The 25,353-nt window shown below is 52.8% G+C and carries 18 protein-coding genes; 14 read left to right on the forward strand and 4 right to left on the reverse strand.

Going from position 1 to position 25,353, the window contains the following annotated elements:
• Positions 1-18: 18 nt before the first annotated feature.
• The 3 genes from pfkA (at position 19) to NQU17_00350 (ending at position 5,285) form a co-directional block, all read left to right on the forward strand.
• On the forward strand, positions 19-975 hold the full coding sequence (gene pfkA / locus NQU17_00340) for a 6-phosphofructokinase (GenBank protein UUM12046.1): 957 nt from the start codon (positions 19-21) through the stop codon (positions 973-975).
• 17 nt (positions 976-992) lie between these two features.
• Positions 993-2,762 (forward strand): pyruvate kinase, encoded by a 1,770-nt coding sequence (gene pyk, locus NQU17_00345; protein ID UUM12047.1) that lies wholly within the window; start codon positions 993-995, stop codon positions 2,760-2,762.
• 516 nt (positions 2,763-3,278) lie between these two features.
• Positions 3,279-5,285 carry a flavocytochrome c gene (locus tag NQU17_00350; protein ID UUM12048.1) on the forward strand — a complete coding sequence of 669 codons (2,007 nt, stop codon included), beginning with the start codon at positions 3,279-3,281 and terminating at the stop codon, positions 5,283-5,285.
• Between the two features lie 404 nt (positions 5,286-5,689).
• On the opposite strand, the gene NQU17_00355 is transcribed toward NQU17_00350, so the two are convergent.
• Entirely contained in the window at positions 5,690-7,171 is a 1,482-nt protein-coding gene (locus tag NQU17_00355) for a helix-turn-helix domain-containing protein (protein UUM12049.1), read from the reverse strand.
• 258 nt (positions 7,172-7,429) lie between these two features.
• Between NQU17_00355 and NQU17_00360 the strand changes: the two genes are divergently transcribed.
• The 6 genes from NQU17_00360 (at position 7,430) to NQU17_00385 (ending at position 18,560) form a co-directional block, all read left to right on the forward strand.
• The gene (locus NQU17_00360) at positions 7,430-11,887 is read left to right on the forward strand and encodes a SpaA isopeptide-forming pilin-related protein (protein UUM12050.1); all 4,458 of its coding nucleotides are present in this window, start codon (positions 7,430-7,432) and stop codon (positions 11,885-11,887) included.
• 187 nt (positions 11,888-12,074) lie between these two features.
• The gene (locus tag NQU17_00365) at positions 12,075-12,890 is read left to right on the forward strand and encodes a class B sortase (protein UUM12051.1); all 816 of its coding nucleotides are present in this window, start codon (positions 12,075-12,077) and stop codon (positions 12,888-12,890) included.
• A gap of 927 nt (positions 12,891-13,817) precedes the next feature.
• Positions 13,818-15,572 (forward strand): ABC transporter ATP-binding protein/permease, encoded by a 1,755-nt coding sequence (locus NQU17_00370; GenBank protein UUM12052.1) that lies wholly within the window; start codon positions 13,818-13,820, stop codon positions 15,570-15,572.
• Complete coding sequence (locus tag NQU17_00375) at positions 15,511-17,316, forward strand: ABC transporter ATP-binding protein/permease (GenBank protein UUM12053.1); 1,806 nt, start codon at positions 15,511-15,513, stop codon at positions 17,314-17,316. Before NQU17_00370 ends, NQU17_00375 begins: the two co-directional genes overlap by 62 nt.
• A gap of 285 nt (positions 17,317-17,601) precedes the next feature.
• Positions 17,602-18,216 carry a ribonuclease gene (locus NQU17_00380; GenBank protein UUM12054.1) on the forward strand — a complete coding sequence of 205 codons (615 nt, stop codon included), beginning with the start codon at positions 17,602-17,604 and terminating at the stop codon, positions 18,214-18,216.
• Positions 18,216-18,560, forward strand: coding sequence for a barstar family protein (locus NQU17_00385; protein UUM12055.1), 345 nt, complete (start codon positions 18,216-18,218; stop codon positions 18,558-18,560). Before NQU17_00380 ends, NQU17_00385 begins: the two co-directional genes overlap by 1 nt.
• A 221-nt stretch (positions 18,561-18,781) precedes the next feature.
• Here NQU17_00385 and NQU17_00390 read toward each other — a convergent pair whose 3' ends face one another.
• Complete coding sequence (locus tag NQU17_00390; GenBank protein UUM12056.1) at positions 18,782-19,468, reverse strand: hypothetical protein; 687 nt, start codon at positions 19,466-19,468, stop codon at positions 18,782-18,784.
• Between the two features lie 48 nt (positions 19,469-19,516).
• The gene (locus NQU17_00395) at positions 19,517-20,455 is read right to left on the reverse strand and encodes a DsbA family protein (GenBank protein ID UUM12057.1); all 939 of its coding nucleotides are present in this window, start codon (positions 20,453-20,455) and stop codon (positions 19,517-19,519) included.
• Between the two features lie 196 nt (positions 20,456-20,651).
• Between NQU17_00395 and NQU17_00400 the strand changes: the two genes are divergently transcribed.
• From NQU17_00400 to NQU17_00420, 5 genes are all read left to right on the forward strand, one after another.
• Positions 20,652-21,215, forward strand: a complete 564-nt coding sequence (locus NQU17_00400; protein ID UUM12058.1) for a pyridoxamine 5'-phosphate oxidase family protein — start codon at positions 20,652-20,654, stop codon at positions 21,213-21,215.
• On the forward strand, positions 21,212-21,487 hold the full coding sequence (locus NQU17_00405; GenBank protein UUM12059.1) for a DUF1905 domain-containing protein: 276 nt from the start codon (positions 21,212-21,214) through the stop codon (positions 21,485-21,487). The genes NQU17_00400 and NQU17_00405 overlap by 4 nt, the downstream gene beginning before the upstream one ends.
• A 20-nt stretch (positions 21,488-21,507) precedes the next feature.
• Complete coding sequence (gene rlmD, locus NQU17_00410) at positions 21,508-22,962, forward strand: 23S rRNA (uracil(1939)-C(5))-methyltransferase RlmD (protein ID UUM12060.1); 1,455 nt, start codon at positions 21,508-21,510, stop codon at positions 22,960-22,962.
• A gap of 190 nt (positions 22,963-23,152) precedes the next feature.
• On the forward strand, positions 23,153-24,034 hold the full coding sequence (locus tag NQU17_00415) for an IS630 family transposase (protein ID UUM12061.1): 882 nt from the start codon (positions 23,153-23,155) through the stop codon (positions 24,032-24,034).
• Between the two features lie 377 nt (positions 24,035-24,411).
• Positions 24,412-24,819: a hypothetical protein gene (locus NQU17_00420; protein ID UUM12062.1), complete on the forward strand. Its 408-nt coding sequence runs from the start codon at positions 24,412-24,414 to the stop codon at positions 24,817-24,819.
• A 251-nt stretch (positions 24,820-25,070) separates the two neighbouring features.
• Here NQU17_00420 and NQU17_00425 read toward each other — a convergent pair whose 3' ends face one another.
• Entirely contained in the window at positions 25,071-25,319 is a 249-nt protein-coding gene (locus NQU17_00425; protein ID UUM12063.1) for an IS3 family transposase, read from the reverse strand.
• Positions 25,320-25,353: the final 34 nt, after the last annotated feature.

Raw genomic sequence — 25,353 nt, forward strand, 5'->3', positions numbered from 1 at the left:
CAGAGGAAAGGAAAACGAATGAAGAAAATAGCGATTTTGACCTCCGGGGGCGATGCGCCCGGAATGAATGCTGCCATCCGCGCGGTGGTGCGGACCGCTTTGCACAACGGCATCGAGGTGATGGGCGTGGAGCGGGGCTTTTACGGACTGATCAATGGTGAGCTGAAGCCAATGGACCGGAACTCGGTTTCGGACATCGTGCACAAGGGCGGAACGATCCTGAAGACGGCTCGGCTGGAAACCTTCAAGGACCGGGCGGTCCAGGAAAAGGCTGCTCAGGTCCTGCGGATCTTCGGCATTGAAGGACTGGTAGTGATCGGCGGCGACGGCTCGTTCCACGGGGCGGCCAAGCTGTCGGAACTGGGCATCAATACCATCGGCATTCCGGGAACCATCGACAATGACCTGGCCTACACCGACTTTACCCTGGGCTTTGACACCGCCGTGGATACAGTGGTGGAAGCCATCAACAAGCTGAAGGATACCTCTGCCTCCCATGAGCGTTGTTCCATCGTAGAGGTCATGGGCCGGCACTGCGGCGACATCGCGCTTTATGCCGGCATTGCCGGCGGCGCCGAGCTGGTGGTCGTTCCGGAGAAGCCTTATTCGGTCAATGATGTCGTCAAGCTGATCCTGGAGGGGCGTTCCCGGGACAAGCACCACTACCTCATCGTCATGGCGGAGGGCGTAGGCGGAGCCAAGGAAATGGCGGAAGAAATCGAGGAAGTGACGGGTCTGGAGACCCGGATCACGGTACTGGGTCACATCCAGCGCGGCGGAGCGCCCTCTTCGGCGGACCGCATCCTGGCGGCCAAGTTCGGCCATCGGGCAGTGGAACTGCTGATGGAAGGGAAAACCAGCCGGGTCGTCGGAATTCGGGATAATCACATCATCGATATGGATATCCACGAAGCCCTTGATATGGAGAATGTCTTTGATGAGAAGCTTTTGACCATCGCCCAGGAAATATCTTAAGAAGCGAAGGAGAACCTATGTTAAGAAAAACCAAGATTGTCTGCACCATCGGACCGGCAACGGATTCCGAGGAAATGATCGGAAAATTGTTTGATTCGGGGATGAATGTTTCCCGCCATAACTTTTCCCATGGCAACCATGACTCCCATCGCGTCACCATGGAGCGGGTGCGCAAGGTAGCCGGGGAGAAGCATCTCAACTACGCCATCCTTCTCGACACCAAGGGACCGGAGATCCGGGCCCGGGACTTCAAGAACGGCAAGGTGATCCTGCAGGAAGGCACGGAAGTTACGGTAGTCGGCGGTGAGGATTTCCTCGGGGATGAAACCCGCTTTGCCGTCACCTACAAGGATCTGGCCAAAGTCATGGAACCGGGCAAGCATATTCTGCTCAATGACGGTCTGGTTGATCTGGAGGTTACTGCGATTTTCGGCAATGAGGTGAAAACCATTGTGCGCAACACCGGAGAGATCAGCAACCGTAAAAGCTCGAATCTGCCCGGTGTCAAAACCAATCTGCCGGCGCTGACCGAACAGGACAAGAAAGACCTGGCCTTTGGCGCGGAGTTTGGCGTGGACATTATCGCCGCTTCTTTTATCCGCAAGGGCTCCGATGTTCTGGAGATCCGCAAGGTGCTCCATGAGCTGAATGCTTCCCACATCCACATCTATTCCAAGATCGAGAATGAAGAAGGCGTGGAAAACGTTGATGAGATCATCAAGTACTCTGACGGCATCATGGTGGCACGTGGCGACATGGGGGTGGAAATTCCCATCGAGCGGGTGCCCATGATCCAGAAAATGATCATTGAAAAATGCAACGCGGCTGGAAAACCGGTGATCACGGCCACTCAGATGCTCGACTCCATGGTGCGGAATCCTCGTCCGACCCGGGCTGAGGTTTCAGACGTCGCCAACGCCATCATGGATGGCTCCGACGCCGTGATGCTCTCCGGCGAAACTGCCTCCGGCGAATGGCCGGTGGAAGCGGTTCAGACCATGACGGATATCGCCCTGGCCACTGAGTCTCAGATCAACTACAATAACCTGCTGACCCAGCTGCTGAAAAACCAGACCAATACAGTTCAGTCCGCCATTTCCGCCGCGGTCTGCACCACCGCCAACAAGCTGGAAACCAAGGCCATCATTACCGGAACCACCAGCGGTTCAACCGCCCGCAACATTGCCAAGTTCCGGCCCAAGTCCACCATCATTGCGGTAACCCCTGTGGAAGCAGTGGCCCGCAAGTTGGCTTGTACCTGGGGTGTTTATCCCATCGTATCCGAGACCTTTGAATCCACCGATGAACTGATCGAAAAGACGACAGCCGCAGCCAAAGCTCAGGGCTTTGTTCAGGACGGCGACCTGGTTGTCATTTCCGCCGGCATTCCGGTTAACTTCAAGGGCTCCACCAACATGATGAAGATCCACATCATCGGGGATGTCCTCCTGGAAGGCAAGGGGCTCGAGCCCATCAAGCGCCAGGTCTCCGGCATTGCCACCATCGTGCACTCTCCCCTGGAAGCGGAAAATCGCGTAGAAGCGGGTTCCATCCTGGTCGTCCATGATCTGATTCCAGACTACCTGCCCCATCTGCATGAAGCCGAAGGCGTCGTCGTGGAAGCGGAATCCATCAGCCCGGAAGTCACCATCGAAGTACTGAAGATGGAGATCCCGATTGTGTACGCTGCCCGCGAAGCCACCCATCGCCTCAAGGACGGCACCATGATCACCGTGGACGGCAAGGTGGGCATCGTCACCAGCGGCAAGAGCAGCGCTCATTCATAAAAAATTAACATTTGAACTGAAATCAAGAAAAAGTGAGTCGTAGCAACGATAAATCAAGATTAAATCCTATCGTTAACAAAAATATAACAAAATGTTATCAAAAGATTTACATTTACCTCTCGAATCTTTGTTCTCCATTTGTTATTCTGTTAGTACGAAGTCGAATCAATGGCAACTGATTCTATTCACCCTGAAAAAAGCACCCAACCCGGGTGCTTTTTTTATTTATCATCATTTTCCTGATTCACGGAACGAAGGATCTGGTTCACAGGGAACCGATTCGCGGAACGGAGGGACCGAATCATCGGGCGGAATTCTTATGGATGGAGGGGAGGGATGGAGGTTGGGGCATGCAATAGTATTCATGAGAGTGGGATGCTAAATTTTTAATAGGTTCTGAAAAAAACATTGACATAACTTATCAAATAAGGTCTTTTCGTTGAATTGAAGTTATGACAAATGTATAATTATACGTGAAAACAATATCATATTCGGTCGTGTTAAGGAGGAAAGAAGATGAATCTGAAAAAGCGAATGATGAGCCTGATGGTGGCTGGTCTGATGACCGCCGGTCTGGCGGCTTGTACGACAACACCACCTACCACCACACCGGCTGGAACAGCGGCACCGACTACCACAGCAGTGGCGACCACTACTCCCTCAACCACCCCGCCGGCAACGACCGCCCCAACCGGTGAGATTAAGTTCAAGCCGGGTACTTACAAGGGAGAAGCAGAAGGCTTCCACGGACCGATCAAGGTGGAAGTAACGCTGTCGGAGACGGCGATTACGGATATCAAGGTGGAGCAGACGGAGACGGAGGGTGTCGGCGATAAGGCCATTGAGAGCATCGTGGCGCTGATCAAGTCCGGCACAACCCTGAAAGTGGATGCGGTGTCCGGCGCGACTTACTCCAGCAAAGGAATCCTGGAAGCGGTAACGGCTGCCCTGACCAGTGCCGGCGCAGACATTGAAGCTCTCAAGAACAAGACGGCCGGACCCGGGGGGACAACCGGCGATGTTGAGAAGACGACGGATGTCGTGATCATTGGCGGCGGCGGCGCCGGCTTATCGGCGGCCATGTCAGCCCATGAAAACGGCGCGAAAGTCATTGTTCTGGAAAAGATGTCCCGACTGGGTGGAAACACCATCATTTCCGGAGCGGCCTACAATGCGGCGGATCCCAAGCGCCAGGCAGCTCTGACGATGACTGACCTGGAGAAAAAGACGGTGGAAGGCATTCTGGAAATGACCTTTGACGATGCCAAGGTCAAAACCTGGCAGGAAACCCTGAAGCAGGAATGGAAGGAATTCACGGATTCCAAGAAGACCACACTGTTTGACTCCCCCTCCATGCACAAGCTGCAGACTTATCTGGGCGGAGACAAAAAGGGCAATCCGGAGCTGATCGATGTCCTGTGTGAAAACACCTATCCCACCATCGAGTGGCTGGAAGCCAAGGGCATGCTGTTCAAAGACTATATCTTTACCGTTCTGGGCGGTCTGTGGAGCCGGGCGCACAAGCCAGAGAAACCGCTGGGAACCGGATTTGTCCAGACCTATGAGGACTACATCGAAAAGAACAAGGCCGACATCGAAGTGCTGCTGGATACCAAGGCCGAAGATCTGGTCATGGAAGGCGGCAAGATCGTTGGCGTCATCGCTCAGGGCAAGACCGGCAAGGTCACCGTCAGGGCTTCCAAGGGCGTCATCATCGCCACCGGCGGATTTGGTGCCAATGTGGAAATGCGCAACAAGTACAATACTTCCTTGTGGCCGGATCTGACGAACATCAAGACCACCAACCACACCGGAGCCACCGGCGACGGAATCGCCATGGCGGAAAAGGTCAATGCCGGCTTTACCGGAATGGAATACATTCAGCTTCTGCCCATGGGCGATCCGGAGACCGGATCCCTCAGCGGCAACATTGAGCAGGGCGTGCAGAACCGGATTTTCGTCAACAAGGAAGGCAAGCGGTTTGTGGATGAAGGGGCCCGGCGCGATGTCATGACCAAGGCGCTGATGGAACAGACGGACTCCTACATGTGGGTCATCGTCGACAAGAACTCCTATCCCACCGGCGACACCATCAACAACTTCAACGAATCCATTGATGATCTGGTCGCGGCCGGACGCGCCTTCAAGGGCGAAACCCTGGAAGAGCTGGCTGGAAAGATCGGCGTGGATCCCGCTGCCTTCGTGAAATCCGTTGAGGACTTCAACAAGGCCGTTGACGGCGCCAAGGATGAGTTCGGCCGGACGCTGTTCGACAAAAAGCTCGACACCGCTCCGTTCTATGCCGGAGCCCGTGTCCCGACCGTTCACCACACCATGGGCGGCATCACCATCGATGCTCAGGCTCATGTGCTCGATCAGGACGGCAAGGCCATCCCCGGTCTGTACGCAGCCGGAGAAGTCACGGGCGGCATTCACGGCACCAACCGTCTGGGCGGCAATGCCCTGGCTGATATCAACGTCTTCGGCCGAATCGCCGGACAGAACGCGGCAGGAGCCAAATAAGCCGACCGAATCACAGAACACAATTCAAACCGAAAGCCGGGGCCGATGGTCCCGGCTTTCGCTGGCTAGCATAGATCCGATTGGAGAGAAGTCTGATGAAACTGAAGATCCGATACAGAATGATCAGGACCTGATAAGCGGTTTGTTCAAAAAAAGACCTAAGAACAGGCAATGCTTTGGAGAATGGAAAACTTTAGCACTGCAGCACCCACCGTCCCTTGGGAGCAAATGGTGCCACAGTGCTTGAGCATCTATTGTTTCTAACATATTAAGGGCTATCTTGGAATAATCGATTGAACCGGATGGAATGCGCCCCCTTGAACCAGGCGATGTGGGTTTTGGATCCTTGAGAAGTGATGATCGGTTCAGCGAATGCAAGAATTGAAGTCTAACTAACGGGCGCATCAGGCTAAGGGTAATTCCGGATGAAAGGCTTGCCGTTCCGGGACTTCACGCAACAGAGAATGCAGGGCATGCCATTCGGAATCCTGCGGATAGTCGCTCAGAATCAGGCAACGAGGATGAGGGGGAGGTTCGGGGCAGGTGCTCAGCACAAGATCATAGGACATGCAATCATCTGGATTAAGGTGGAGTTTGCTGGGATTAGCATCTATGATGATTTCACTGGAGCGGTTTTTGAGCTGGAACCGAACCAGGGTCTCGAGAAACCGGGCATGTTTGTTGCCAAGATCATTCAGAAGCAGAATGCGCAGCGGAGGCGCTGCAGCAGTAATATCCGGATAGGTCAGACAAATCCAGAAAAGAACATCGGCGATGCGCAGCGGTAGGTCCAGATTCAGCCGGCAGGCAGCCAGTTCCAGATGATGGTGAGTGGTATCGTAAAGGAAAGGATTCTGTCGTTGGATGTTTTCGGAAAAATACCAGATTCGATCAAACAGTTCAGATGTTTTATAGGGACGCATTTTCAGGTTACACAGGATGCTGTGCATGATGAAGCTTAATCTGGTACGAATGGGTGGGGGTGGGGTGAGTCTCAGGTCACGAAGCAGGCCGGAGAGAAAAGTCTCGATAACGTCCTGGACATATGCTTGCTCTTTCGGATCGGGAAAGGCGTGAAAGAACGACCTCAGATGTTCATGGATCGGAGCCAGCTGAGCCGGTCGGACATCGGGAAAGAATTTGGCCAGGCAGTTCAGCTGCTGTGAGGTGAGTTCATTGACTGCCGGGTAGGTGGACGGGACATTGAAACCGGTTCGTTCCCGGACCAATGAAATCAGATAGAACATCATTTGATAAGCTAATACCACATCATCCTGAGCCAGGGTTTCGTGGTGCTGCGGGTCGGTATTGCGCTCCTGCAGGGAGCGTATAATGCTTTCAAGTACATCAAGATCCATGGAGACATCGAAGTTGGACAGGTCAAGACCGTTCAGTTCCAGCAGGAACGAGGCGGCAAAATCTCGGAGATTTTGCTCATTCGTTCCCTCGAACCAGTACTTCCCGTTTTCCTGAGCGATAGTCATTCCTTTTTGGCTAAGGACATTCTGAATTCTGGGCAGCAGTCGCCTGAGCGTTGAATTGCTCACAAATAGTCGTTTTTCATAGGTTTCCATTGTTTGTCTGGGATGGAACAGCAGTTCACGCAGCCAGCGCAATCCGACAGATTCGTTGAACAGGTCGCGGCACACGACTCCGATGGCAGAAATATTGTGATTATGCAGGCTAATCCCGTTTTTTCGGGTAACTTCCAGATGGAGCAGGTTACCCCAACGGTCCTGAAGCAGGTTCAAATCATCCGCCAGAGTTCTCTGACTGGCATTGAGTGTCAGGGCCAGACGGTCCAAAGTCATTGATCCATCTTCCTCCAGTAGGGTTTCCAATATTCGAATGATCCGCTGAGCGGAACCGTCTAAGAGTTCTCTCAAAAATCTCACCTCATAATCATTATACAATAACAAATTGATAGTAATGAAGGCGGGAACGTGATAAATCATTCCGACAGCTTCACAAACCGGTGAGAGGCTTGTTTAATGCAGGTCAGTTCTTTCCGATGGATCCGAAAAAAATGAAGAGATTCCCGTTAAGCCCTTGTGCTAATAATAGAATGGATAGAATGATTCTAAAATTATTCATGCCAAGAGTCTGCGGACTTGAGCAATTTCAGGAGGAAGAAAAGGTATTTTATGAGAAGAACAAGAAGATTTTTGAGTTTGAGTCTGATCGTGGCGTTCCTGATGGGACTGTTGATCACTCCCGGTACTGCCCAGGCTGCATCGGAGGAAGCGCTTCTAACGGATTTGACTGCGGTGGTTCGACAGAATGGCGATCTTGTGCCTCAGGGCGGAGAGCTGTCTGCCGATCAGCCGGTACGGGTGGATGTGTCATTTCAAATTCCTGTGGCGGGGGATGATCCTGTGCCGTCGAATCCTGTCGTTCAAGGGGATACAGCCCGTATTGAACTGAGTGACTCATTCCGGCTGTTGGCGGAAGAGACGATCCCTTTGAAAATGGGGGACATACTGGTAGGGCATGCCCGCATCGATACAGACGAAAACGGCATGGTCTACGCTCTGGTGACCTTTGACGGTGATCCGGAAGTCTTTGATGGTACATACAACACCGTCACTGCCCGGTTTGGTCTTGACCTGGAGTATGATAAAAGCGGCGACGCCGGAGCAGAGGGTTCCCATGACGTGCGAATCCTCGACAAGACCTACAAGGTGGTAGTTCTTCCTCAGGCAGTTGAATATAATGTAGTCAAATCCGGAGCGGTCAACCTGTCCGACCAGTCTGTGGAATGGACCATCAAGCTGACTGCGGACCAGGGAGGCCGTCCGGTGGACATCTCAGGCCATACCCTGACCGAGTTCCTGTCGAGTGTCGGCAGCTATCTCCCAGATAGTTTCCAAGTCAACGGCCAGGCTGCGGTTCCGCAGTGGGACGAGGATAAGCTGACGTACTTATTCCCCGTAGGGTCAACAAGCCCCATTACAGTCACATTGCGTACCAGGATTCCGGATGCAGCCTGGACCTCTTCCCGGGAGCAGACACTGCTGAACAAGGTGCAGCTGTCAGATGCTTTGGAGGAAATCGTTGGCAAGGGAGAAGCTCTGGTTCGATTTACACCCAAATGGATTGAAAAATCAGGAAAAGCCAGTGACGGACCAGTCAACGGGATCTATGACCCCACCAATCGGACCATTACCTGGTCCATTGTAGCCAATCACCTGGAAGCTTCACTGCGAAATGTGGTTATTCAGGATTCGCTCCCCACAGGGCTTACGTTTGACTCGGCTTACTGGCAAGCCTTCGAAAATGGCGAATGGGGAGCAGAACAGCCCATTGTGCCTGAAGGATCAGCCTACTCAATCGGGTCAATTGATTCACGGATTCGACTGACCATCGTCACGAAGGTTCCGGACGAAGATTACTCGGTATCCGCCAAGCAGTATCGAAACCAGGCAAAGATTTTTTGGGAAGATGGACCTGCTTCGGGTATCGCCTCGAATCAGGCGGGCGTAACTGTCGGGTTCAATGCGATTGCCAAATCCGGCAAGGTCAATCCAGCCAGCCAGCGGATCGACTGGACAGTCGCGGTGGACTTAAAGGGGCAGCAGGTGCCGAATGTCGCAGTGTATGATTTACTGGTGTACGGACCGTCCGCTCAAGGCTTTACGCCTGCCGGGACTGTCGGACTTCCGGCAGGACTTGCGGCCGGGCAGCTGGTTCCGCGGTATGATCAGCGCTATGTGGAAGGATCCTTTGCCGGGGAAGGCCTGACTTTGACTGTGCATCCCATTACCCGGGACGGAGTTCGCATCGCCGATCTTCTCGAAGTTCGGGGATTTGTTCAGAATCAGTCACGCAGCTTTCACTTTCAGAGTCAGGTTCTGAATCCCGACATCGTGGTGGGCAATCGAACGAGCCAGGTGTGGAACACCGCCCAGCTCTGGAGCGGACAGAATTTGGTGAATGCCTCCACCAGCCAGGTGCAGTATCCCAGCCGGATGCTAGCCAAGGAACTGCTGCGGCGGGAAGCCTTTGCCGATCCCGATGCTCAGATTGACTCCCATATCACGACCGATGCCTCCCTGGGGTTTCATTACCAGGAGCAGGCTGTTCTGTTCAGGCTCAGCGTCAATGCCGACGCACTCATGGTTTCTGGGATCGAACGGGAAACCGGTGAGTCCCTGGGTGCGGTCACTTTGACGGATGTTCTGCCAGAAGGCTGGGTGTTCCGTGAACTTTCACCCGGTGAATACTATCGGATTTACCAGGGAGCACCCTCATCAGGAAGCTCGGTGAAAACCCTCGGGGAAGGACCAATCCAGGTTGATGGACTGGTCGCCGATATTTCTGGAGACAAAGCCAGTTTCCGGTTTGAATCCCTCGATAAGCCCTATGTCATTTTGGTGAAAGCCGGACCAAAGGATGAGCTGGCTCAGGAATATTTCCAGGACAATGGGTCAGTGACAGTGCAGAATCAGCTGAAGCTCATTTCAGAACGCTGGGAACCGGGAATTTCAGTCCAGCAGAATGTCACCATTAACTCCCAGGTCCTTGAAAAAACGCTTGAAATTACCAAAGCCGGAGAACTCTCCTGGCAGGTGGACTATCAGCCTTATGATTTACAGCACTCTGGAGCAAAAATTGTGGATACTATTCCAGGTGGACTTGAGCTTCGGACGGATTCATCGGGTCAATTGATCTTAACAGGATCTGTCTCAATAAAGAAAATGATTCTTCAGGCTGATGGATCCTATGTGGAGGGAGATGAACTTCCGCTGCAAAGGGAAGAACCTCTGACGTATGACCCATCCACTCGGGAACTGACCTTTGTCTTGCCAGATTCTTCTCAGGCATATCGCCTGACGTATACCACCGATGTTACCGGAGAACCGGGAGCGGTGACTAACAGTGTGCGTCTGATGGGAGCGACAGGAGACCTGGAGGAATCATCTCAGTCATATGCCATCACCAAGGCGGATGGCGAGGCATCCATGAAACGAAGTGCCTGGATTGAAATCACAAAACAGAATGGACAGGGCCAGCCATTGGCCGGAGCTGTCTTTGGCCTTTATACCAAGGATGGAACGGTTCTACTGCGTCAGGCAACGTCGGATGGTAAGGGATTGTTAAGATTCCGGGTCATTCCGGACGGAGAATACCTGTTCCGTGAAATTCAGGCCCCATCGGGCTACGAACTGTCAGAGAAAACACATCAGTTGATTGTGCGAACCGAAGCGGGGGTACCCGTAGTTTGGATCGATGGCGAACAAAGCCCGCGAACCAAAATTTACAACTATCTTCCGAATTCGGTGGGAAAGCTTACCATCGAAAAGAAAGTCAGCGGCAACGATTCCGATCAGGAACAGGCATTCAACTTTACCTTGACACTGGATCAGTCAGGCACTTATCCTGCAATTCACTCCAGACTCGGCGGGATAAGCATCCAAAGCGGCGATACCTTTGAGTTGGCCCACGGCGAGAAGCTGACCATTGAAGGATTGCCTGGAGGAACTGCCTACCGGATTACCGAAGCAGACTATTCAGCTCAGGGCTATGTCACCACCAGCATCGGGAATGAGGGTCTGATTGAAGTCAATACAGAACAGGCAGCCATTTTTACCAATACCAGACATAATCCCAGAGGAAACCTGAAAATCGAGAAGCAGGTAGCAGGAGATGACGGGAACCGGGAAGCCAAATTTAAATTCCGAATTACCCTGGATGCAACTGGAAATTATGACTATGAAGGATTCGGCTGCCCGGATGGTTCGGTTCAGAACGGTGATGTAATTGAACTGGCTCACGGACAAAGCATCCTCATTAAAGATCTTCCGGCTGGAACTGCCTACCGGGTGGAAGAAGAGGACTACAGCGAGTCTGGTTACGTCACCACAGTCACCGACGGGGAAGGAGTCGTCCTTGAGGATGAAACGAAGACCGCGCTCTTTATCAATACCAAAAACAAGGTTAAGCCGGTTCATGAACTCACGGTCGCCAAGATCGTCAGCGGAGACGGCAATCTGACCAAAGCCTTCGAATTCATCGTAACCTTTACGGCGCCAGGACGGTATCACACCACACATTCCACCGGTGAGGAAGGGACGATTGAAAGTGGAGAGTCCATCTGGCTGACTCATGACGAAAATCTGACAATCCACGGACTACCGGAGGGTACTTTTTATGAAATCAAAGAAAAAGACTATACGGCAGAAGGCTATACAACGGCCACCTCAGAAAATTCCAGTGGTTTGTTGAACCAAGATGTTAGAATTGAGTTCACGAACTACTACGAAACGGTGGTAGACCCAACGGACCCAACGGACCCAACGGACCCAACGGACCCAACGGACCCAACGGACCCAACGGACCCGACGGACCCAACGGATCCAACGGACCCAACGGACCCAACGGACCCAACGGACCCAACCGATCCAACCGATCCAACCGATCCAACCGATCCAACGGATCCAACGGACCCAACCGATCCGAATGGACCGGAGCAGGAAGGGAACATTCCTCAAACCGGAGTAGACCAGGTTCGCTCGACGGCCAAGCTGTCACTGATCTTCTTCAGTGCAGCGCTTGGATTCCTGAGTGTGATTATGATCAGAAAGCGAAAGAATGAAGCTTAACATGCATTGATCCCTCTCATGGCAGAGTGCACGCCACTCTGCCTTTCTTTCATACAGTGGATCTGGCATCAGGATGCAAGAGCGTCGAAAAGAGAATGATTACTGAAGTTACAGATAATGGGCGGAACGCCGCGTGCTGCAGCACCGCACACCTTAAGGATCAACAGATACCTATCGGAGGACGCTTATGAACAGAATCAAAAAGAAAATCAGGGGGGGAAGCTTTGAAAATCTCGAACATGATTTCATTCCTCCTCATTCCCGAAATCTGTCCCGGAACATCCTCCAAATACTGATGGCGCTATGTCTGATGGGAATCATTGGATCGGCTGGGGTATTGTGGCTCGAGGACTTGAATGAACAGGCAGCAATCGAATCCTACGCTCAAATTCAAATGGCCGTCGGTGTCGGTACCGGAACCAATGATGCCAGCACAATCAATACCTCGGATTCCCTAAAACAGCGTAATCTGGCAATGATATCCGAATCCTGTCCTAATGCGATGGGCTGGATCCGGGTGACGGGAACGAATATTGACTATCCGGTTGCTCAGGGAAAAGATAATGCCTATTACCTGAAGCACCTGATCACTGGTGAGCCCAATAAAATGGGGGCGATTTTCCTGGATCACCGGAATGCAGGATTCACGGATCGCCTCAGTGTGATTTATGGCCACCATCTGAAAAATGGCACCATGTTCAGTGATCTGGAACGTTTCAAGGATGCTGATTTCTTTGCCCAGACTCCAGTAATTCAGGTTCAGACCAAGGGAGATACGTTCAGGTTCAAGGCATTTGCAGTCCTGGTGCTTCCCGGGGAGGGAAATGACTTGCTGCAACGATACCATGAGCTGGGGGAGCAATCATTCATGAACTGGATTTGGCACGATGCGCTGCTTCAGGCAAAGGGGATCTGGACTCCTGGCGATTCGATCATTGCCCTCAGTACCTGCTCCTATGAGTTTGACAATGCCAGAACGGTCGTCTTCGGGACGCCTGAGTGAGGTAGTATCTTCCTGGACATTGCGAGAGAGAGTCTAGGAAAGAGATGTATATCGGTAGATTCTTCCTGATTTTTTCCGACGGTGGGCTGCGTTGAGTATCCTAATAAGCAGGCTGGGACAATGATCCCGGCCTGCTTTTTGGATGCGGGGCATGGTGCCGAGCTGATGGTATGAAAGAAATCTTCTCACCCTATTAACAGGAAGACAAGCTGTAAGCAAGGGCGTCACAGGTGACGGGGAGGTCTGAAGGAAGCTGATGGCGGTATAGGGAACGGACCGAAAGTGAACCAGTGTTGGCGACATGATTGGGCAATTCTTCGAAAAGTCGAGACGTCCGATAGCTGGACTGAGTCATGGCGATTGGATGGTCGTTAATCGATTCATGCGGAGCAACTTCTTGGAAGCACTGTATCCGATGCTTTCTTTATCTGGGTTCAAGCGCAAGCAAGAGTCCAGGAAGGGTGCAGTGTCCAGATGAAGTCATAGTAGTGAGAAACCTCAGTTGAAAGCTGGTAACGGCCTTGAGGACATAAACTGTGGGATACCGAGCATGAAGTCACGGTAACTGATGAAACTCAAAGGCTGTCCTCAGATGCGAAGGACTGAAGCGCTTTTCAGATGACGAGCATCTAGAACGTGTAGAAGCTGAAGAAGCACAGGGGTAATGAAACACATAACTCAATGAATCTGAAATGAGGGAAAATCGGTTGGATAGATCCTACATGAACTGTATGCAGAAAACGCACTTAGGCTTCTGTGAGAGCAAAGAGGAGGGTGGCACTCCCCATCGTCTAGCTACTCAAGATAATCGTGGCGCAAAGTTGGGATTCTTAATTAGTGTTTCTCTTTTCGGAAAACTGTATGGTTTTGCAGAATACTCTTGGAAGGGGTCGGTATAATGGGGAGTGTATGAAAGAGGTGAACTACATGGGAAGAAAATTTCTGCGGGAGTTTTTCCGTAAAAATGCCTGGAGCTATCTGGCGGGTATCGCGCTGATGCTGATCTCCACCCGGATCCGGCTGTACTACCCGGAATACGTCGGGGACGCGACGGATTATCTGGCATCGGGCGGTGCGGACTGGGCCGGACTGTCCCGCTTTATCTATCCGCTCATCGCCGTGGCGCTGATTTCCTTTGCCGGGGCCTATGTCTGGCGCTATCTGATTGTGGGAAATGCCCGCAAACTGCAGCGGGAGCTGTCGGCGCTGGTGTTCTCCAACTTCCAGGAGCTGTCCCAGTCCTTCTACAACAAGCGCAAGACCGGCGATCTGATCGCCTACAACATCAACGATGTCAACGCGGTGCGCATGGCCTTCGGGCCGGCCCTGATCATGTCCATCAACGGCTTTGCCATGATCTCGATCTCGACCCTGGGCATGGTGCAGCGCCTGGGGGGATGGACGACCTTCCAAATCCTGGCGCCGATTCCTGTGGTTGTTGTGGCCATGGTGTTGTTGGGCAAGCAGATCCGGGCCCGGTTCCGCAAGGTGCAGGAAGCCTTCGGTTCCATCTCGGACCGGGTCAATGAGAACATCAACGGCATCCGGGTTATTAAAGCCTACGTCCAGGAAGATCAGGAAATGGAGCGGTTCATGGATCTGTCTCAGACCATGGCCCTGCGCAACCTGTCCATGGTTCGGGTATCCGGATTGCTTAACCCCATGGTTCAGGCCGGCTTTGCCGTGAGCTATGGTCTGTTCTTCATGGTCTGTGGTCCCCTGGTGGTGAACGGAACCATCAGCCTGGGCGATTTCACCGCCGTGGCCAATTACCTGAACATGATGCTGATTCCGGTTATGTTCATCGGACGGATCATTAACGTGATTCAGCGCGGCATGGCCTCCATGGGGCGGCTGGATGAACTGCTGGACTATCCCCACGAAATCACGGACGGAAGCGGCCTGGCCGCGGACATGAAGACGGGGCAGATCGATATCGTGGATCTGGATTTCATGTATCCGGGAACCGAGGTGCCGGTGCTGCGGGATCTGACGATCCACCTGCCCAACGGCAAGTCCCTGGGCATTCTGGGGGAGACCGGGTCAGGCAAGACCACCCTGGTCAACCTGCTGATGAAAGTCTACAACGTGCCTGACGGAAAAATTTTCCTGGACGGCCAGGACATCAACGACTACACCCTGCCGGTCCTGCTGGACCACATCGGCTATGTGCCACAAGACAACTTCCTGTTCCATGACACCATTGACGCCAATATCCGGTTCTTTAAGGACATCTACACACGGGATCAGGTGATCCAGGCGGCCAAGGACGCCCACATCAACAAGAGCATTGCGGGGCTGCCGGACGGCTATGATACGATCCTGGGGGAGCGGGGGGTTAATCTCTCCGGCGGCCAGAAGCAGCGCATCTCCATCGCCCGGGCGCTGATCCGCCATCCGATGATCCTGATCCTGGATGACGCGCTGTCGGCGGTGGATACGGTCACTGAAGCCAAAATTCTGGCCAGGCTGCGCAAGCTGCGGGCCGACCGCACCACCGTCATCGTGGCCCACCGCATCTCCGCGGTCATGGCCTGTGACGAAATCCTGGTTCTGGACGAGCACACCATTCGGGAACGGGGCACTCATGAGGAACTGCTGGAAAGGAGGGGACTCTACTTTGACATCTACAACTCACAGTACAAAGACCGAATCAAAGACACCGAAGAAGCCGACGCCTGATGGCTCCGGCGCCTTTGTCCGCCTGCTCGGCTACCTGAAGCCCCACCTGGTCCAGGTCATTGTGATCGGCATCCTGATCGTGCTGGTGAATCTGACAACGCTGCTTAAGCCCTGGTTCATCAAGATCATCACGGACGAGTACCTGGTAGCCCGCCGTCTGGTTAGCTCTCAGGGGCTCCCGCTGTGGGGCATGGCGCTGATCTATATGGCCATCATGATCCTGGGCATGGCGGCCTTCTACTTCCAGGTGCTCCTGATCAACAAGGTCGGACAGCTGGTGGCGCGCAGGCTCCGCGAAACCGTCTTTACCTCGATTCAGCTCTTTCCCCTGAGCTACCTGGATAAAACCAGTGCCGGGCGGCTCATCACCCGAACCACCAATGACGTGGAAGCAGTGTCGGAGCTGTTCACCGACATTCTGGTCAGTCTGGTCAAGGACGTCATTCTCCTGGCCGGCGTCATCTTTGCCATGCTGCAGATGAATGTCGAGCTCACCCTGTGGTCGCTGATCGTGCTTCCGCCCATGCTGTTTGTCATTTTCTACATCCGCAAGATGATCCATGACAACTGGATTGAGCTGAAGGCCATTACCAGCCGGCTCAACGGTTTCATCGCCGAAAACATCTCGGGCATGAAGATCGTGCAGCTGTTCAACGGCAAGAAGGAAAAGTTCGAGGGCTTCAGCTATCTCAACAACGAGTATTTCCGGCGCTCGTTGATCCAGCTCAAAATGCATTCCCTGTCCGGCCCCTCGGCCAACGTCTTCGAAAGTCTGGCCACTGCGGTCATTCTGATTGTGGGAATGAACATGCTGCGCCGGGGCAGCGTCAACCTGGGCGATGTCATTGCGCTGACGCTCTATGTGCGGCAGTTCTTTGCGCCGCTGGCTGACCTGGCGGAGTCCTTCACCCAGATTGAATCGGCTCTGGTTTCCGCCACCCGGATTTTCGAGATTACGGATCAGACCGCCATTCTGGAGGAGCTGGACCGGGGACAGGAGCTCAAGGGCATGAAGGGCGACATTGAATTCCGCAATGTCTGGTTTGCCTACGAAGGGGAGAACTGGATCCTGAAGGATGTCAGCTTCCATGTAAGGCCGGGCGAGACCTTCGCCATCATCGGCGAGACCGGGTCGGGCAAGACCACCATCATATCCCTCCTGTCGGGCTTCTATGACATACAGAAAGGGCAGATTCTCATCGACGGCATCGATATCCGGGAGATCCGAAAACGGGATCTGCGCCGTCAGGTCGCCGTCGTGCTGCAGGATGTCTTCCTGTTCTCCGGCACCATCCGGGAGAATATCACCCTCAATGATTCAATTCCCCAGGAACGGATTGAAGACGCCATTGATAAATCCCATGCCCGCCCCATGATCGATCAGTTCAGTCAGGGACTGGAAGAACCCGTGATGGAACGCGGCGCCACCCTGTCCATGGGGCAGCGGCAGCTGCTGTCCTTTGCCCGGGCCCTGGCCCATGACCCGGACATCTTTGTCCTGGATGAGGCCACTGCCAATATCGATACCAAGACGGAGATCCTGATCCAGCAGGCCATTGAAACCATCTCCCAGGAACGAACCACCATCATCATCGCCCACCGGCTCTCCACCATTCGCAACGCCGACCTGATCCTGGTTCTGGCCGACGGCCGGATCATTGAGCAGGGCAGCCATGACCAGCTCATGGCCACCGCTTCGGTGTACCGCACCATGGTGGAAAAGGGCAGCTCACTGGCTTCCTGATCAGATACTGAAGCAGTGTTTCCTTATCCTCAGCGAGTCACTCTCAGCGAGTCAATCATCCGCGAGTCACTCTCAGCGGCAACCGCAGCATCTGGTTCCACGAGGAACCGGGAGCTGCGGCTGCCGCTTTCTTTCATGTCCTGGAGTTCTTCTCTTCGGACCAGATCCGGATCCGCTGAAGAAGCGTCGGCTGCACCCATTGTGAAAGGTGGATTCAGAATGATTCCAAACGTGGTAAAATAGAGAAAAAGAATGAATCGGCAGATTTCTGCCGGGGAGTTAAGTATGAAACAACGATGGAAGCATTATATTTCGGTCCTGCTGGTGCTGGTGGCGGCGTTTTCCCTGACGGGCTGCCAGAAGCTGGGCAGGCTGATCGAACAGGATCTAAGTAAGCCGATCACTCAGCTGACGAAACCGACTCTGACTGGGGCTCAAACCAAAGCCCAGACCCAGGCGCAGACCAGTCCCGGTACCAAGGCGGTCACGACGCCGCAAAACACGACACCGGTTCTGGGAGCGGGCCTGGCAGCCGTCCCGGTCAAAGAGGACGGACGCTATACCACGAAACTGGAAGTAGCGGCCTATCTCTATCAGTTCGGGAAACTGCCCTCCAATTACCTGACGAAGGGAGAGGCCAGGGATCGGGGATGGGTCGCTTCGAAGGGCAACCTGTGGAAGGTCACTAAGAAAATGAGCATCGGCGGGGACCGATTTGGGAACAATGAAGGTCTTCTTCCGAAAAAATCGGGCCGGCAGTATTACGAATGTGACATTGACTACCGTGGAGGTTCCCGGGGCGCCAAGCGCATCGTCTATTCCAACGACGGGCTGATTTTCTATACCGGGGATCATTACGAGACCTTTGAACAGCTGGCCGGACCGGCAGGAGGGAATTGATGGATCACAATCATCCGATGAAACAACGCATTACCCGGATCATCCGCCTGGATGGGGCCCGCATGACAGACCGTTCCGCCACGCATCACTACCTGCGGGAGGCCCTGGACTTTCCGGATTACTATGGCAAGAATCTGGATGCCCTGTACGATCTGCTGACGGAGCCCGGTGCCCCTGTGAAAATCATTCTGTCCGATACGGCGGCACTTCTGGAGCACCAGCCGGACTACGGTCAGGCACTGCTCCAGGTCCTGGAGGATTGCGATACGGCCAATCCCGATCTACGGGTCGAGTTCCGGGAAGGACCACAGTCCGACCGGAGCTACCGGGTTTCGCTGAAATAATCCCGGGAGCGAACCAGCTGAAGGCTCTGAGCAGGCCGTACCGGATGGAAGCTGAGATGAACTGAGCTGAAATGAGCTGTACTGAACTTTAATGAGCTGAATATGAGATGAAATAAGATAAACATGAGATGAATAAGATAAACATGAGATGAAATAAGATGAACAGGAAAGCAGCCTGTGTCGCGTGACACAGGCTGCTTTCTTGTTCTTAGGATGTGGACTTATTTTCTGAACTGAGTTTCTTCCAGGAGCGGGGCATGTTCCAGTTCGATGGGCTGTCCATCCATGAGGAAGCGGACGCCGTCGATCCAGCCGTTGCGGTAGTCTTTCTGCAGGTAGCTCAGCACCAGGGCCTGGCTGTTGACGCCGCCGTTGGTGGTTCCCTGGAATACCTGGTTCCACTCGCTTTGTCCCTTGAGGTTGATGGTCACGATTTTTTTGTTGTTCACGGTCTTGATGGAGACCACTTCCATGTCGCGCTTCTCAAACAGAATCCGGGAGATTCCCCTGGTCAGGTCTTTCAGCTTGGTGGTCAGGGTAGCCTGGGGTTTGATGGCGACATAACCGGCGGTTTCTGTCTTCATCTCCGCATCCAGGGTAAAGACGGGGAAATACAGCATGCCGGCCGGACGCTGCCGGAAAGCAATGGCACTGTTATCCGGAGCCGTCTTGTCATCGGCGCCTTTTTTGAGGCTGGCGATTTCATCCTTGAGCGCAGAGATGGTTTCGTCCGATTCCTGCTTCAGGGTGTCGTATTCCTCCAGGGTTACCGTCTGGCCGGAGCTCTTTGCGGTGTCGGTGCTCTGCCCGGTGCGGGGCGTTGTCTGCGGCTTTGCCACGGGCGCGGCACAGGCAGACAAAGCCAGGCTGCCAGCTAGAAGCCATATGGTGATTATTTTCTTTGTCATGAGAGCCTCCTGGGTAGCGACCGCCGGGCGGCCGTGAGTTGATCTGGTCTATTTGCGAACGATGTAGCGGCTGTTCAGATGTTCCTTGATTTCGTAGCTGTCCTCCGGCAGGTTGAGCTGAATGAAGGCTTCCACTGCTTCGGGTTCCAGGTCATACATGACTTCGATCTCCCGGAAAAAGATGGTGCGGGAGAGCTTGAACATGTCTTTCAGTTCGGGCAGCGGGGCGGCTTCGAGCTCTTCGCCGGCGATGTCCAGGAGAGCCTGCTCGTAGGTTTCAAAATCCTGCAGGCCGGCAACCCGAATTCCTTCGGTGCCTTCCTTCAGGAAGATCACGGTGGGGAAGGAGGTAGCGCCGAGCTGGCGGGAAAGGGTCAGGTCCTGATTGAGCAGAGAGCGGGCTTCAGTGGTCTTCATGTCTTCCACCATTTTCCGGCCGTTGCGGTCGTTCAGGTCCAAGACATTGGCCAGGACATCGTCCCGGCTGATGTTGCGGTTTTTCACCATAACTTCTTCGCGGATGGATCTCAGGAATCGCCGCGAGGAGGTGTCGGAAATCTGCTGAACCAGCTTGAACAGGATCGAGGCGGGGTAGGAGGAGCGCACCGGGTCTTTGTCCCAGAGCGTGCCGTCGATGGGCATGCCGAACTGAGCGGCAGCTTCGCGCCAGTGAATCCCGACGTCCTTGGGCTGACGGATGTCATTGCCTTCATCCGAGAAGCCATCCCAGGACTCCAGGAGTCCGCCCATGAGAATATGGGAATCAAAGTGCTGCCCGTACAGGGCGGTGAATTTTCTTAAAGCGGGTTCCGCCTGCCAGCAGTAGCAGCAGAGGGGATCCGTTACATAGATCATCTGGATCGCTTTGGAAGACTCCGGCAGTTGGATGGTTGCCGATCCTTCCGTTGCCGGAACGGAATCAGACATAGGGGTCATGACATCGCAGGTCCCGAGCTCCACATCACAGGCCATAGGTTGTTTTTCCATAGTATTCTCCTAAGTTTTTATTCGATACTTTAATCTTAGCGGATTGAGTGGGCTTGTCAATGAAACAATTTGAGGCGAAGGATGCAGAGGGTGTTTCAATGGTATAATTTTTATTATCAGAGGGATCAGGCAGGCAGGGAACCATCGATTCAGTGTGTAGTCCGCTGCCGGATCCAGCGTCAGGGAGGAAAGCGGCATGAGACGAAAAGACCGGGAAATGGATCGGGCCTTTGCTTTGGAGATCATCGATGAGGCAGCCTATGGGGTGATGGCCCTGGCAAAGGATGATCTGCCTTACGGACTGCCCCTGTCCCTGGTGCGGGATGGTGACCGGCTGCTGTTCCATACCGCCAGGGCCGGTCATAAATTGGAATGGGTGAGGGAGGGCGCTGCCGCCTGGGTCGTGTTTGTATCCAGAGTCAGGGTACCTGAACTGTTTGAGGAGTCCCAGCTGGATGCCATGCTGGCAGATCCGGAGCAGACGGGCCAGCTGGTGTCCTCCGTGTTCACCACGGAGTTTGCCTTGGCCATGGTGGGCGGAACCATCACGGAGGTCAGCGATGATTCGGAGAAGAAGCGGGCTCTGGAGCGGATCTGCCAAAAATATACGCCGGACAAGATGAAGTACTTTGAGGCGGCTGCTGTCTCGGGAATGGCTCTTACCCGGGTGTTTGCCCTATCCATGGAACAGGTCAGCGCCAAGCGCAAGAAATATGATCAGGCCGGGCAGGAGATGAAGTTCGGGCGGAGGGATGAATGAGCCGGCTCTATGAATTCAAGGCCATCATTCATCCCAATCCGGAGATGGACGCGGCCTATGTGGAATTCCCCTGGGATGTACGGCGGGAATTTGGCAAGGGCCGGGTGGCGGTCCATGCGACCTTTGACGGCTATCCCTATGACGGACAGCTGGTCCGCATGGGCACTGCCTGCCACATCATCGGAATTCGCAAGGAAATCCGGCAGAAGATCGGAAAAGGACCGGGCGACGAAATTTTCGTGACAATCCGGGAACGGAATCAAAATGATTGAACCAATACAGGGAGAAACCAATGAAGCAAACACAGGAGCGGCCAGCCCGCCAGAAAAAAAAGAACAGGAATCATCCCGGCAGTCCAACTGCCGCTGACTTTACCGCGCCCGTGCAGAAGAATGATGTGATTGAAACGCAGGTTTTGGCACAGGGTGTCGGCGGGGAAGGCGTCGTCCGGCTTCAGGACTTCCCTTTGTTTATTAACGGGGTGCTGCCCGGGGAGAAGATCCGGGCCCGGGTGGTCCGGGTCAACCGCAGTCACGGCTTTGCCCGGCTGGAGGAAGTACTGGTGTCATCCAGTGATCGGGTGGAGCCGCCTTGTCCGTATTTCGGCCGCTGCGGCGGCTGTGATCTGCAGCATCAGGCGTATGAAGCGCAGCTGGCTTTTAAGACGGAGCGGGTAAAGGATTGCTTCCAGCGCATCGGCGGCTTGGCCGATCCCGTCGTGGAACCGGCCATTGGCATGGAGCAGCCCTGGCGCTACCGCAACAAGGTCCAGATGCCCATCGGACGCCGAGACGGAGAAGTCCGGGTGGGATTCTACCGCGGACGCTCTCATGAGATCATCGATATCAAGGAATGCCTGATCCAGAACGAGCCCTCCGACCGAATCGCCGAAGCCGTGCGCCATTGGATCAAAGAACGGAATATTGCGGTACTGGACCGGGAAGACGAGATCATTCCCGGGGCAGTCAGGCACCTGCTCATCCGGGAAGCGCGCTATACCGGCCAGATGCTGGTTGTTCTGGTGGCCACATCAGCGGAAGTGCCTCATCTGGAAGAACTGGTTCGTGATTTGCGCCTGGCCGTACCTCAGATCCGGGGACTTGTTTTGAACCTCAATGACGCCGTAACCAATCGGGTTCTGGGCGAAATCAACCACACGGTCTGGGGCGAGGCAACCATCGAGGATACCATCGGCGATATTCGCTACCGCATCTCTCCTCATTCCTTCTTCCAGGTCAATCCGGAGCAGACCCGGCGCATGTACGACAAAGTCGTGGAGCTGGCTCAGCCAAACGGAGACGAACATGTTCTCGACCTGTACTGCGGCGCCGGGACCATCGCATTATACCTTGCGCGCCATGCCGCCCGCGTGACCGGCGTAGAAATCGTCCGCGAAGCCATCGCAGATGCCAACTATAACAAGACCCTCAACAACCTCCCCCAGGTCGAGTTCATCCACGGCAAAGCAGAAGAGCTGATCCAGCAGCTCATGACCGAATCCCGAGAACCCGATCTTGTGGTGGTGGATCCCCCCCGGAAAGGCTGTGACGAATCCCTTCTCCAGGCCATCGGCCACTCCGGCATTCGGCGCCTGATCTACGTCTCCTGCGATCCCGCCACCCTGGCCCGTGATGCGAAGATCCTGTGCACCTTCGGCTTTCACCCCGCACACATCCAGCCCTATGACAATTTCCCACAGACCCAGCACGTTGAGACGGTTGTATTGATGTCAAGGGTTAACAAGTAAGTGTAATAAGAAGCCTGTAAATAAAGGCTTTCCGGGGTTTGAGCTCAATAATCCGATGAATAGAAATCGTGAAAATATCGGCTCAAGGAAAAAAGTCCAAAGGCATGATTTTGAACGTGACAGAGCGATTTAGATATTGACTCACTAAATAAACCTTGCGTTTCTTGATAATTTTTGATATGATAATCTTATGAATAATGATTTAAAAACCCAAGCAGTACGGCTTAGTCCGGAAGAGCAATATCAGATTCGCAAGAACATCATCCGACTATCAGAAAAGGGCAAATCAAACGAGGAAATAGCGGAAATCTTAGATGTAAGCTTACGGCACGTCCAGAACACTAAAAAACAGTACAAGGAAGGCGGAATCGCCGGGATAAAGCCCCAAAAGCGCGGTCGCCGAGAAGGCGCCAAACGAACCCTCACTCCTGCCCAGGAGAAGGAAATTCAGCAGATTCTGGTTGATAAGACGCCCGATCAACTGAAGTTCAAAGACTGCATGTGGAGCAGAAAAACCATTGCAGAGCTCATTTATGAAAAGTATAAAATCAGCCTGCCTGTATCTACTTTAGGGGTCTACTTGGCGCGGTGGGGATTTTCAGTCCAGCGGCCGATGAAACGTGCCTACAAGCAAGACGAAGAGAAGGTGCAGCATTGGGTCGAAACAGAGTTTCCTGGCATTACTGAACGAGCAGAGGCTGAGAATGCAGAGATTTTCTTTGGAGATGAAACCGGATTGCAAAACCAGTCAACTTGCTTGCGTGGGTATGCGCCGATCGGTCAAACGCCTGTGGTTCGAACCGAAGCAAAGCATATCAAGATCAACATGCTTTCAGCAATTTCCAATCGAGGAAAATTGCGCTTCGTCCTCTATAAAGACAACATGAACGCCGACAAACTGATTGATTTTATGCGGCGGTTGGTGCATGACAGCAAAAAGAAAGTGTTCCTGGTGCTCGATAATCTGCGGGTTCATCATGCTAAAAAAGTCATGGTGTGGGTAGAAAAGCATAAGGAAGAAATTGAGCTATTCTACCTGCCACCGTATGCCCCAGAAATTCAATCCCGATGAATTGCTCAACAGTGATCTCAAACGTGGCATAAGTAAAAAAACGAGTCCCAGGAGTGATGATGAGCTTGAACATAATGTTCGATCTCATTTAAAAACTGTGCAATTGCGTCCTAATAAAATCAGGGGGTTCTTCCATTCAAAAACCACAAAATATGCCTCTTAATATCCGCAAGGTTTAATCAGGGGAGCAATAATATGCTAACCTTTCGTAAAGGAAGTGGTTTCCCCGGATCGCGACCCGATATGACAAACAGGACCAGTCTTTTCTGGCCTTTGTTTACCTTGCCTCGATCATGATCCTGTTGCAGTGATCATGCGGGTCGATTTTTCAAACAAGGCCTAGTTATTGTTTCCCTAAAAACTATAGGAGAATAATCATGAGACATTCTAAAGTTTTTTTAAGTTATCTTTTAATCTTATTATCACTTTTTACTTCATGTTTAAATATCTCAAGCCCTCATACCTCCAAAGGAGGAAATATACAATACCTCGTTCAGATCAAAATTAATAACACACAGAATTTCCCTGTCGATTTTTTTGAAGTCGGAACTTTCGAGAATAACACTAAAAAACCTTTACTTAGAGAAAGTGAGGGAGAAAATAATGTCATATTGTTTCAAATATCATATCACCCAACTACAGAATTTTATATGTATGGAGTTATAAATAATAAAGAAACTGAAATTTTTTATTTCAATCTTGCGGAATATGAGAATACAACTCAACAACAAGAATTAAATTTATATTTAGAGTCACATAATGAAAATATATTGATTAAAAAATAACATCATACAGAAAAAAGACAAAAACAATAACTAACTGAGTTCTCATCATTCCGAAGGATGAATGGATACATTAGTTGGGGTATTAATCTTCCAAGTAGTTAGGGGCCTCTGATTAATTCTGGTTTCAGCTTATCTTTGCATAACCCTTGGAAAAATCGCATAAAATACAGTTGAACAAAAAGGCAAAAAAAGAAGAAAGCCGCTTCTGAACTGCTTCCTGTCAAGTGGACAGTGAAATAACCAAAACAAGATCATGCAGCCAGTGCCTGGTTCCTCACCTCAAGAGGATCCAGACCTTTGTACTTTCTCAAGTACCGCTTCGTGTTGTAGAAGCGGATGTAGTCATCCACCGCCTGCTTGAGTTCCTCGTAAGTGTGGAAGGTCTTAAGGTAGAACATCTCACACTTCAGGATACCCAAGAACCCTTCCATCGGCCCGTTGTAGATGCAACGGCCGACCCGCGACATGCTCTGGATGCAGCCAGCCTTTGAGAAATACATCAAGGAAGAAATTGAGCTATTCTAGAGGGTTATG

It is taken from the genome of Clostridiaceae bacterium HFYG-1003, from assembly GCA_024579835.1.
In the GTDB taxonomy this organism is placed as follows: Bacteria; Bacillota; Clostridia; order Clostridiales; family Clostridiaceae; genus JG1575.

Excerpts from the sequence above, each read along its gene's own strand:
- NQU17_00385 (UUM12055.1), top strand. The coding sequence starts at position 18,216 with ATGGATCACAATCATCCGATGAAACAACGCATTACCCGGATCATCCGC.
- NQU17_00350 (UUM12048.1), top strand. The coding sequence starts at position 3,279 with ATGAATCTGAAAAAGCGAATGATGAGCCTGATGGTGGCTGGTCTGATG.
- NQU17_00395 (UUM12057.1), bottom strand. The coding sequence starts at position 20,455 with ATGGAAAAACAACCTATGGCCTGTGATGTGGAGCTCGGGACCTGCGAT.
- pyk (UUM12047.1), top strand. The coding sequence starts at position 993 with ATGTTAAGAAAAACCAAGATTGTCTGCACCATCGGACCGGCAACGGAT.
- NQU17_00425 (UUM12063.1), bottom strand. The coding sequence starts at position 25,319 with ATGTATTTCTCAAAGGCTGGCTGCATCCAGAGCATGTCGCGGGTCGGC.
- NQU17_00365 (UUM12051.1), top strand. The coding sequence starts at position 12,075 with ATGAACAGAATCAAAAAGAAAATCAGGGGGGGAAGCTTTGAAAATCTC.
- pfkA (UUM12046.1), top strand. The coding sequence starts at position 19 with ATGAAGAAAATAGCGATTTTGACCTCCGGGGGCGATGCGCCCGGAATG.
- NQU17_00420 (UUM12062.1), top strand. The coding sequence starts at position 24,412 with ATGAGACATTCTAAAGTTTTTTTAAGTTATCTTTTAATCTTATTATCA.
- NQU17_00380 (UUM12054.1), top strand. The coding sequence starts at position 17,602 with ATGAAACAACGATGGAAGCATTATATTTCGGTCCTGCTGGTGCTGGTG.
- NQU17_00400 (UUM12058.1), top strand. The coding sequence starts at position 20,652 with ATGAGACGAAAAGACCGGGAAATGGATCGGGCCTTTGCTTTGGAGATC.
- NQU17_00370 (UUM12052.1), top strand. The coding sequence starts at position 13,818 with ATGGGAAGAAAATTTCTGCGGGAGTTTTTCCGTAAAAATGCCTGGAGC.
- NQU17_00360 (UUM12050.1), top strand. The coding sequence starts at position 7,430 with ATGAGAAGAACAAGAAGATTTTTGAGTTTGAGTCTGATCGTGGCGTTC.
- NQU17_00415 (UUM12061.1), top strand. The coding sequence starts at position 23,153 with ATGAATAATGATTTAAAAACCCAAGCAGTACGGCTTAGTCCGGAAGAG.
- rlmD (UUM12060.1), top strand. The coding sequence starts at position 21,508 with ATGAAGCAAACACAGGAGCGGCCAGCCCGCCAGAAAAAAAAGAACAGG.
- NQU17_00405 (UUM12059.1), top strand. The coding sequence starts at position 21,212 with ATGAGCCGGCTCTATGAATTCAAGGCCATCATTCATCCCAATCCGGAG.
- NQU17_00390 (UUM12056.1), bottom strand. The coding sequence starts at position 19,468 with ATGACAAAGAAAATAATCACCATATGGCTTCTAGCTGGCAGCCTGGCT.